Genomic DNA, 8,705 nt, shown 5'->3' on the forward strand with positions numbered 1-8,705 from the left:
GTCGTGCGTCAGGCAAACTGGAAAAGGCTTCCACAATGGCAAGCGTTCTCATAGCTCGATAAGAAAAATTCGTTGAGCTTTAGCTTACTGGATTTCACCCTCTCTGTCTAGAATGAAATAGCCCTGCTCTACTACCAATCCCAATGCTACAAAAAGGTTATGATTCATTGGGTGTTAGGTTTGTAGACTGTCCACACTGCCAACAGCAACATGATAGAGATATTAATGCTGCAATAAATATTAGAAATGAAGGATTGCGACTTTTGGAGTTAGGAACTAGCTCTTCTGCCCTTGGAGGGGATGTAAGACCAAAGTCTTCAGGACGTAAAAAATCCATGAAGATAGAGGCCATCCCCAATGAATTGGGAAGCCTACACTGTAACGCAAGGTCAGTGTAGGTAGTTCACGTAACTGACTTTTACAATGCAGGCGGGTCTACTGGTAGAACGTATAGATCGACATCAATTTCCGCATTCAGCTTAGCCGCTTGCTCCACAATATCTTTATCAAAATGGATTGCTGGTACTTGTCCGCGAACATAAACTACGCAATCAATTTCTGCCTCGTATCTACTAGATATTTCAACCATTGGTAGCCAACCAGGTTGGATTTGTTCTAGAACAGATTTAATGTGATCTTCAAGCTCAGCTGACTTTTCTAGTTTAGACTCCAGGCTCCAACCATTGCGCTTTCGGCGGATACCAGCCTTGGGATGAATCAAGTCACCAACTTTCCAAATTTTCGTGGGAATTATGCCTACTTTAGCAGTAATTTCTTCCGGATTAAAGTCAAATCCAGTCAATGTGAAAGCTGCTGAAATCTCATATTCCATTCAAATTCACCAAGTAAAAGTTACTAAAAATCATTGATGTTAAGACCTGTAGGCTCACCTAGCGCTTGACCGCCTTTAGGCTTGATATAAATGTTGCCATCCCTGTCCTTATAAAGGTCTTTTTTGGAGGCATTACGCCCACCTTTGAGTTCATGGATGTCTATGCCTCCTTCCTTTAGTTTTGCGATCTCATCATTGGTAAGTGGCTTGTCCTGTCTCCAGTTTCGCTCTTCTTCCCCTCCCTCAGACTCTTGTACGGTCATCTGCCACTACCGTAAGATCGACCTCTGTGTTATGTAGAGTGGGCTTTCTTCGCACCCTAGCGCTTGCCCGACAGGTCGGCGCAACGCGCGATCGCTATCCCACACCCAACGGCGTAAACTGTTCCGTGCGTACAGCCAGAGACTTGCGGCGCGAGAAGGCACTGCGGGGTAGCACGCGCAACACTTCCTCAACCGTTGTGATCCCCTTTGTTACCTTTTCTGCGGCTGCCATACCAAAAGAGAAAAAGTTGATTTCCCGTAGGTAGCGATGCAGCTGCGTCATCGTGCCATCGTAGATAATTTCGCGCACCGTATCATCAATATCCAACAACTCAACAATTGCCTCTCGCCCCAGATAACCAGAATTGAAACACTTGGCGCAGCCCTTACCCTTGCGCCAAATCGTTGAATTTGCCTGCGTTGGGTCCAAAATCAGTACCTGCAAATCCTTCTCCGTTGGCTTATAGGGTGCCGCACAGTGAGGACAGACTCGGCGTACCAAGCGCTGAGCCACAATTCCCAAGAGAGCATCACTAATTAAGCCGGGATCTGGGCCAATATCTTTGATCCGGGGAATCGCACCAGGAGCATCGTTCGTGTGCAGCGTGGTAAAAACTAAGTGACCCGTTAGCGCCGCCCGAACTGCGGTTTCTGCGGTTTCGTGGTCGCGGATTTCTCCCACCATAATGATATCCGGGTCTTGGCGCAAAATTGCTCTTAAGCCCGCCGCAAAGGTCATCCCCGCCGTTTCATTTACTTGGGTTTGGGTGATGCGGGGCAAAATGTACTCTACAGGGTCTTCTACCGTCACGACATTGACGTGTTCCCTGGCGACGGATTGCAGACTGGTGTATAGTGTACTGGTTTTACCGCTCCCTGTAGGGCCGGTGAGGATAATCATCCCTTGGGGCTGTTCCAACCAGTTTTTGTACGTTTCCAGAGTTGTAGGAGTGAATCCCAGGTTTTGGATTTTAGAAAAGGGGTTTTTGCGCGGTAGTAAGCGAATCACCGCTTTTTCCCCACCCACGCAGGGAAGAGTACTGACGCGCATATCCATTCCCAGTTCTAATTCTTCGCCGGAAGCATATTTCTCCCCAATCCGTCCATCTTGAGGGCGGCGGCTTTCGGCGATGTCGATTTCAGACATGACTTTGAGGGCGACGATGACCTTGCGGCTCACATCGACTGGCAGAGTGGTAATGTCCCGCAAGACGCCATCAATGCGATAGCGGACTCTTAAGCCTTCTGGCGCGGGTTCCATGTGGATATCGCTGGCGCGGTTCCGCAATGCCCCCGAAATCAGGGTTTTGAGCCGTCCAATCTGGTCAACTGCTTTGGAGAGGTATAGCTCAGTCGTTTCACTGATGTTTTCTTGCTCTTGCTCGCCCGTGAGGGGATTCACTAAGGGAGTCGAGGAAATGCGTTTGGGATCTAGGTTTTGGGTGTGATACCAGGTGCGATAACTCTTGTCCGCAATGGGGATAATTTTAATGTCGGTGAAAGTGCGATCGCTCAGTTCTCTAATTGCATCTAGAGAAAGAGCCTTCGGACTTCCCAGGTAGTAACAGTTTCGCCACAACAGTAGCGGAACCACCGGAGGCAAAAACTTTCGATCTGGAAATTCCCGAAAAAATCGGTAACTGACTTCCCGATCTAACAGAGCCAGGTGAACCGTTCCTAGCTCGTCTACCAGGAGTTTTAGCGCTTCTTCACAGTTAATTTCACGATTTTTCAGCCGTTGCCAAGCGGATGAAGCAGGAGGGGAGGTTTGCATTCTTGTTTCCAGCGAAAAATCAACAGCTGGGGGTTGAGACTACACCAGCCTAACTTAGGCGATCGCTCTGTGACATCAGAAGCGTAGGACGGAGTCCAAGGCGAAGCGATCGCACTGTAATGTGGGGAATGCGATCTCGAAAGCTCCAAACTTCGTCCTACGCAATTTTTTGGTTGCCTAGAGTGGGAAAAGAAACAGCTAAGTAATAATAAAGGCAAGTGTTGTAAAAGCGAGTAGATAGCAATGATAACTTCTACAGTTATCTCAAAGGAATACTCACTAGAAGATTGGATGCTCAATCCCCCTGATAATACAGAGTGGGTGGATGGAGAATTGGTGAAGAAAAACGGAGTGACACTCAAGCATAGCCGGATTCAGGGAAATGTGTACTTTTACTGGAGAAGTTACAAAAACTCCAGCGGACAAGGAGGAGAAGTTTATACAGAAGTTCCCTGTCGTACTAATAAGCAGGGACGCTATCCGGATGTTGCTTATCTGACAGCAGAATTACTTAACCAATTTGGCGAACCTGCCGTACTTCCCCAGAGTTTCCCACTAATTGCTGAAATTGTTTCCCCTACGGATATTGCTGAAGATGTAATTGCTAAATCTCAAGAATATTTACAATCTGGTGGCGAGGAAGTTTGGCTAGTTTTTCCTGATAATCGTTGGATTATTGTAGTTACTAAAAATCAGCGACTTGTGTTTGTTTCTGGCGAGGTTGTTAGCACTCAGACCGTCCTGCAAGGTTTCAGCGTGGCAGTCGATGAATTATTGGCTTGAAATTCGGTAATAGGTCATGGGTAATTGGGGAAAAGCCATCTCCAATTACCCATTACCCATCAAAGAGTCAGAGATTGGACATTGGTTTCAATCAATTTTGCCAAATCCTGTAGGAAAGCAGCGGCATCGGCACCGTAGATAATGCGGTGGTCGGCGGTAATATTTACCTGCATTTGTCGGCGCACTCCCATCAAGCCGTCTTCCGTGGCGACGACTTGAGGACGCGACGCGCCAATTGCCAAGATAGCACCTGTTCCCGGCGGCAAGATGGCATCAAATCGGTCTACTCCATACATCCCCAAATTCGAGAGGGTAAAGGTGCCAGAACTGTATTCTGCGGGTTGCAGCTGCTTGGTTCTGGAGCGTTCGACTAAATCTTTCCAGGTGCGAGATAGGGAGTAAATATCCTGCTGGTCGGCATTTTGCAGAACTGGCGTAATTAAGCCACCGCCATCCATTGCCACGGCTACGGCAACGTTAATGGCACTGTGATACTGAATTGCCTGGTCTGAGAAGCTGGCATTCACCAAGGGATGTTTTTGCAAGGTTACGGCTACTGCTTTGGCGAGTAGCGCGGTCATGGTGACACCCTTGGATTTAATCTGCTTGTAGAGCTTATCTAGATTATCCGTCGTGATGGTGTAACCGACGTGGAAGGTAGGCACTTGCAGGCTTGCCATCATATTCCGCACCACGGCGTTTTGCAGCGTGTTGAGGGGGACGACGCTACCGGGAACGGCAACGGTGGGTACGGTGGCGGCGGCGGCAGGTTTAACGGCGGCGGGTGCGGCTGGCTGTGGTGCGACGGGTGTGGGTGGCGGGGGAGCCACGGGCGTCATTCCCGGTGTGGCAGTTGTACCGACGGGTTGTTTACCCTGATTCGCCAATGCTTCCACATCTTCTGCGACAATCCGACCGTGGGGGCCACTGCCTTGCAGGCTACTCAAATCGACGCCCAGCTCTTTGGCTAACTTACGGGCGCGTGGGGAGACAACGCTGCGTCCATTGCGACGGGCGGCGGCTGGTGTCGTTTCGACGGGGGCTGGGGCTGCTGTGGGTTGTGGGGCGGGAGCGGATTCGTTTACCGATTGCGTTGCGGGGGCGGAACCAGGAGCCTGTTGCTTGGCTGTTTCGATTTCGGCTTCGGTTTCTGCGACGAGCGCGATCGCCGCCCCTACCGGAGCTGCTTCACCGGCAGGTACGATAATGGTGGCTAGATATCCTTCGTAGAAGGACTCCACATCCATATCAGCTTTGTCCGACTCGACAACCACCACGGTTTCGCCTTTTTCCACTTTGTCGCCTGGAGATTTGACCCAGGAGACAATTTTGCCTTCGGTCATGGTGGAACTAAGGGCGGGCATGAAAACTTCGTGAATCATGGGGTGTCTTCTGCGACAGTCTATATAAACAAGATTAAAGCCAGATTGAATTGTATCTTGACCGATGGCATTACAACTATCCGACTCTACAACACTCTGTTGAGTTTGTATCCTTCACCACCGTTCAACGCCGAATTCTCCGGACGCTGGTGCTGCTGGATAGAATTGGATAGAGAAAACTGATTCAAACCCTTTATTATAACGATGTCTGGCAAGTTTAAATCCCTCGTGGTGTTAGTAGGTATGGCACTGGGCTTGAGTGCTTGCAGCGTCGGCGACAGCACTCAATCAACTCCCACGTCTGCCAGCAGTCCGAGTGTTGAGCAATCCCCCCGACAGGTGAGCCAGAATGCACCTGTGGCAGAGACCGAGCGAACTAAGTATAAACCTATACCGCTACAAGAGATTAAGTCTGCTAACTCTTTGAAGGGAACTGACCCCAAAGCGATCGCAATTGCTACCTTTGGTCAAACTGAATCCGAGGGGGGGACGCGGGAAGTTACACTTGAGTATCCGCAACCCAATCTGGCGGTTGTAACGATTACCCAAACCGGCGTTGCAGATGATTCTGTCGGTGGTATCAGGCATCGCGTTGAATTGGTGCCGACCTCCCCATCAGCTCAAACAGCCAAGGAATGGAAATTAGCATGGGCTGGTTCCCAAGTCAAGTGTCATGTGGGGCGTGGTCATCAAGATTGGTCAACTCAAAATTGTCAGTAGATGCCCCAATATCGGCGAATGGCTTTCTGGCAATCTCCGAATTACCCATTAGCCATTCGCCATTAACCATTCCCATTAAATTTCTCCGCGAATTTCTTCCACAATTCCATCGCGCAAGAGAATTTCCACCTGCATTTTTTGAATCAGATTATCTCCCGGCTCTACTTTAAAGAAGCCTTCAATCTGACCGTGATTCACTTCGTCGTTGAGTTCTATCAGCTGCACTTGTTGCAACTGTTGCAGAAGTTGATTTTTCTGCTCAAGCAGTTCGCTTTTCTTTTGATTAACCTGGATTTGGATATTGTCAATTTGTTGCATCACTTGAGGGCCAGGAGGTTGCAAACTCTGCTTTTGGATTTCTGAGATTGCCCGCTGTCCTTGCATTTCAAACTGTTGTAACTGAGAGTCAATTTGGTTAATTTGTGACTGGAGTTGCTGCTGTGCTTCCTCCTTCCAACGAGGAGTGACAACGGCCTTAATCGTAACGGGTCGCTTCAGCAACAGGTGTGATTGAGAAACATCCATATCCGTTTTGCTTGAGAAAATTAAAGGAGTAAAGGTTTGTAGGAAAGGCGCTTAGGGTGAGGGCTAAAGGATGAAGGTGGTGTGCGTAGTTCACACTACACTTCATCCTTCACACTTTCTTCCAACTTTCCGACCAAATCAGGCAAACATCCCGTCGATCATATCGCGGTAGCGTTCCATTACGACAGGTCTCTTGATTTTCAACGTCTGGGTCATCATGCCATTTTCAATGGAAAACGGCTCCAGAATTAGCTTGAACAGACCTATTCGGTCATCTGGGCGATAACCAGGGCGATTTTGCACCTCCCGGTTTAATTCTTTCTTGAATAATTCCTGAACAATCTTACTATTCAGGTCAATTTCTGGCGTGGATGCAGTAGGGATATTGCTGGGTGAGGAAGTTGGCTCTGGGAGACGCAAGTGCAGATTGTTGTCTGCTGCCCACTTTTGCAAAGCTTCCAGATTAGGGACAATTAAAGCACCAAGCGATCGCTCATCTTGACCCACCAGCACAATTTGGTCAATATAAGAACTCCGCAGACAGGCATCTTCAATCGGCTGGGGTTCGATGTTTTCGCCGTTGGTTAAAACTATCGTATCCTTCGCCCGACCTGTCAGCACTAAGTCATTTGCCTCTGTTAGCCAACCCAAGTCGCCGCTATCAAACCAACCTTCAGAGTCAATTGCCTTAGCAGTAGCTTGGGGATTTTGATAATATCCCTGCATCACTTGCGGTCCCCGCGCTAAAACCAGACCGCGACTCCCGACAGGAAGGGGTTTGCGGGTTTCCGGGTCAACAATTTTAATTTCCGTCCCTGGAAGGAACCGCCCCGATGAACCCCGCAAATTGCACCAAGAATGACGAGCCGTTAAGACGGGGGATGTTTCTGTAAGACCATAGCCCACCAGCACCTCAAGTCCAATAATTTCAAAGAAGTTTTCCAGGTGCATAGCGAGGGAGCCGCCGCCACTGATGACGTACTTTAACTTGCCTCCGGTGGCTTCTCGTATTTGTTTATACACTAATTTCTCGGCAAGCGCATGGATAGGAGCCAAGGCAAGCATTTGGCTTCCAGCTAATAGCCGTTCTTGGACGGAGGGAGGCTGGGGTTGTAAGCGCAAATTTTGCCAAGTGCGGCGAGCTTCAATGTAGCGCTGACTCATGCTTAGCAGGTTTTTAACCAGTTTCTGCTTGTTTGCGGGTTGTTCGCGGAACTGCTTCTGGACGCCTTCGTAAATAGATTCCCACAGTCGGGGAACAGCGATTAAATAGTGGGGTTGGAATTCTTTAAAGTCTTTTTTGATGTGGCGAATGCTCGTGTAAATCTGGGTGCAACCGTGGGAGAGGAAAAAGTATTCGCCAGTGCGCCCGAAACTGTGCCAAGTGGGGAGAATCGTCAGGACAGGCTCGCCCGGTTGCGGCTGAACGATGGTTCCCAAGTTGATAATCTGGTGGAGCAGGTTGCCATGCGTCAGCATGACGCCTTTGGGCTTGCCCGTCGTACCAGAAGTATAAATGAGCGTCGCCAGCGTTTCTCGGTTTTGCTTCACCGGCTGCAAGGATTGATTTGCCCCTGCTGCCATGACTCCAGAGAAGTTCAGCACTTTCAGGGTGGATTCTTCGGGTGGTTCTTCGTCAGAGAGCAAGACGACTAGCTGAATCGGGAGGTCGTTGAGGCGTTCTCTGAGTTTTTGGAGCGTCTTCCGGTCTTCCACCACTAAAGTAGTGCTGCCGCTATCTGCCAGTATAAATAGTAACTCTTCCCGCTCTGCCTGAGAGCTACGCACGATATCAACTGCCCCAGCGGTCATCGTCCCTTGGTCGGCAATAAACCAGCGCGGACTATTATCGGCAAAGAGGGCGAGGCGAGATTCTGGCTGTACTCCTAATGCCTGCAACCCAGCGGCAAACTGTTGAATTTGCTGAGCTAATTGGGTGTAATTTACAACTACCTCTGGTTGAGCGTGGGGATCGTGGAGGGCAATAGTATTACCAAAGTGCGATCGCGCTAGCGACCAGATCGCGGGTAGAGATTCCACCGAACTGTAATCTACCATGCGGCTAAGGTTAGCACGGTCTCGTTCGCTGAGTTGGAAGGAACTAGGGGCTTTCGACATACTCTATTTATCGCTGCAATCGTTAATCAGCTATGTTTCCAACATACTCCTCTATCGGGCTGAAATAGCAGGTTTAGGAGGACAGAATTGATTGTGTCTATGCCATCTGTAAAGAGCGATCGCGTTTGATTATTTGTAATAATTGATAGTTGACTATTGCTATTTGACAGTGTATTCTTAGCGGGACTTAAACGAAAATCAAAAGGAAAAGAAAGTATAATGCTTGCAGAGTAAACAGTTCACGTCGAGGTTTCTCCCGATGAAACAGACAACTCCCGCCGCCATGCCCCCTTGCTTTGATAGATGGT

9 protein-coding genes and 1 pseudogene are annotated in these 8,705 nt (G+C 49.1%); 3 read left to right on the top strand and 7 right to left on the bottom strand.

The genetic code is table 11. From position 1 onward, the window contains the following. Positions 1-119: 119 nt before the first annotated feature. Positions 120-398, top strand: a pseudogene (locus tag AC2VDX_RS11985) (zinc ribbon domain-containing protein); the annotation flags it as partial. A 20-nt stretch (positions 399-418) separates the two neighbouring features. Here the strand turns inward: AC2VDX_RS11985 and AC2VDX_RS11990 are convergent. The 4 genes from AC2VDX_RS11990 to AC2VDX_RS12005 all read right to left on the bottom strand — a co-directional run bounded on the left by AC2VDX_RS11990 (position 419) and on the right by AC2VDX_RS12005 (position 3,018). Continuing rightward, positions 419-832: a DUF4279 domain-containing protein gene (locus tag AC2VDX_RS11990; RefSeq protein ID WP_378178977.1), complete on the bottom strand. Its 414-nt coding sequence runs from the start codon at positions 830-832 to the stop codon at positions 419-421. A 23-nt stretch (positions 833-855) separates the two neighbouring features. Continuing rightward, positions 856-1,095: a polymorphic toxin type 33 domain-containing protein gene (locus tag AC2VDX_RS11995; protein ID WP_378178974.1), complete on the bottom strand. Its 240-nt coding sequence runs from the start codon at positions 1,093-1,095 to the stop codon at positions 856-858. Positions 1,096-1,189: 94 nt separating this feature from the next. Beyond that, positions 1,190-2,869, bottom strand: coding sequence for a GspE/PulE family protein (locus tag AC2VDX_RS12000; protein ID WP_378178972.1), 1,680 nt, complete (start codon positions 2,867-2,869; stop codon positions 1,190-1,192). Beyond that, positions 2,827-3,018, bottom strand: coding sequence for a hypothetical protein (locus AC2VDX_RS12005; RefSeq protein WP_378178969.1), 192 nt, complete (start codon positions 3,016-3,018; stop codon positions 2,827-2,829). The genes AC2VDX_RS12000 and AC2VDX_RS12005 overlap by 43 nt, the downstream gene beginning before the upstream one ends. 94 nt (positions 3,019-3,112) lie before the next feature. On the opposite strand from AC2VDX_RS12005, the gene AC2VDX_RS12010 reads away from it, so the two are divergent. Then, the gene (locus tag AC2VDX_RS12010; protein WP_378178966.1) at positions 3,113-3,652 is read left to right on the top strand and encodes a Uma2 family endonuclease; all 540 of its coding nucleotides are present in this window, start codon (positions 3,113-3,115) and stop codon (positions 3,650-3,652) included. 59 nt (positions 3,653-3,711) lie between these two features. Here the strand turns inward: AC2VDX_RS12010 and AC2VDX_RS12015 are convergent, their stop codons facing one another. Next, entirely contained in the window at positions 3,712-5,034 is a 1,323-nt protein-coding gene (locus AC2VDX_RS12015; protein WP_378178964.1) for a dihydrolipoamide acetyltransferase family protein, read from the bottom strand. A 204-nt stretch (positions 5,035-5,238) separates the two neighbouring features. Between AC2VDX_RS12015 and AC2VDX_RS12020 the strand changes: the two genes are divergently transcribed. Continuing rightward, the gene (locus AC2VDX_RS12020; RefSeq protein ID WP_378178961.1) at positions 5,239-5,754 is read left to right on the top strand and encodes a hypothetical protein; all 516 of its coding nucleotides are present in this window, start codon (positions 5,239-5,241) and stop codon (positions 5,752-5,754) included. A gap of 75 nt (positions 5,755-5,829) precedes the next feature. Here AC2VDX_RS12020 and AC2VDX_RS12025 read toward each other — a convergent pair whose 3' ends face one another. Together AC2VDX_RS12025 and AC2VDX_RS12030 are read right to left on the bottom strand one after the other, a co-directional pair. Then, the gene (locus AC2VDX_RS12025) at positions 5,830-6,279 is read right to left on the bottom strand and encodes a YlqD family protein (RefSeq protein WP_378178958.1); all 450 of its coding nucleotides are present in this window, start codon (positions 6,277-6,279) and stop codon (positions 5,830-5,832) included. 138 nt (positions 6,280-6,417) lie between these two features. Beyond that, positions 6,418-8,397 carry an AMP-dependent synthetase/ligase gene (locus tag AC2VDX_RS12030; protein WP_378178955.1) on the bottom strand — a complete coding sequence of 660 codons (1,980 nt, stop codon included), beginning with the start codon at positions 8,395-8,397 and terminating at the stop codon, positions 6,418-6,420. Positions 8,398-8,705: the final 308 nt, after the last annotated feature.

This window comes from Coleofasciculus sp. H7-1 (genome assembly GCF_057473865.1).

Coding starts and splice junctions, on each gene's coding strand:
- AC2VDX_RS12025 (WP_378178958.1), bottom strand. CDS start 6,279: ATGGATGTTTCTCAATCACACCTGTTGCTGAAGCGACCCGTTACGATT.
- AC2VDX_RS12015 (WP_378178964.1), bottom strand. CDS start 5,034: ATGATTCACGAAGTTTTCATGCCCGCCCTTAGTTCCACCATGACCGAA.
- AC2VDX_RS12030 (WP_378178955.1), bottom strand. CDS start 8,397: ATGTCGAAAGCCCCTAGTTCCTTCCAACTCAGCGAACGAGACCGTGCT.
- AC2VDX_RS11990 (WP_378178977.1), bottom strand. CDS start 832: ATGGAATATGAGATTTCAGCAGCTTTCACATTGACTGGATTTGACTTT.
- AC2VDX_RS12020 (WP_378178961.1), top strand. CDS start 5,239: ATGTCTGGCAAGTTTAAATCCCTCGTGGTGTTAGTAGGTATGGCACTG.
- AC2VDX_RS11995 (WP_378178974.1), bottom strand. CDS start 1,095: ATGACCGTACAAGAGTCTGAGGGAGGGGAAGAAGAGCGAAACTGGAGA.
- AC2VDX_RS12010 (WP_378178966.1), top strand. CDS start 3,113: ATGATAACTTCTACAGTTATCTCAAAGGAATACTCACTAGAAGATTGG.
- AC2VDX_RS12000 (WP_378178972.1), bottom strand. CDS start 2,869: ATGCAAACCTCCCCTCCTGCTTCATCCGCTTGGCAACGGCTGAAAAAT.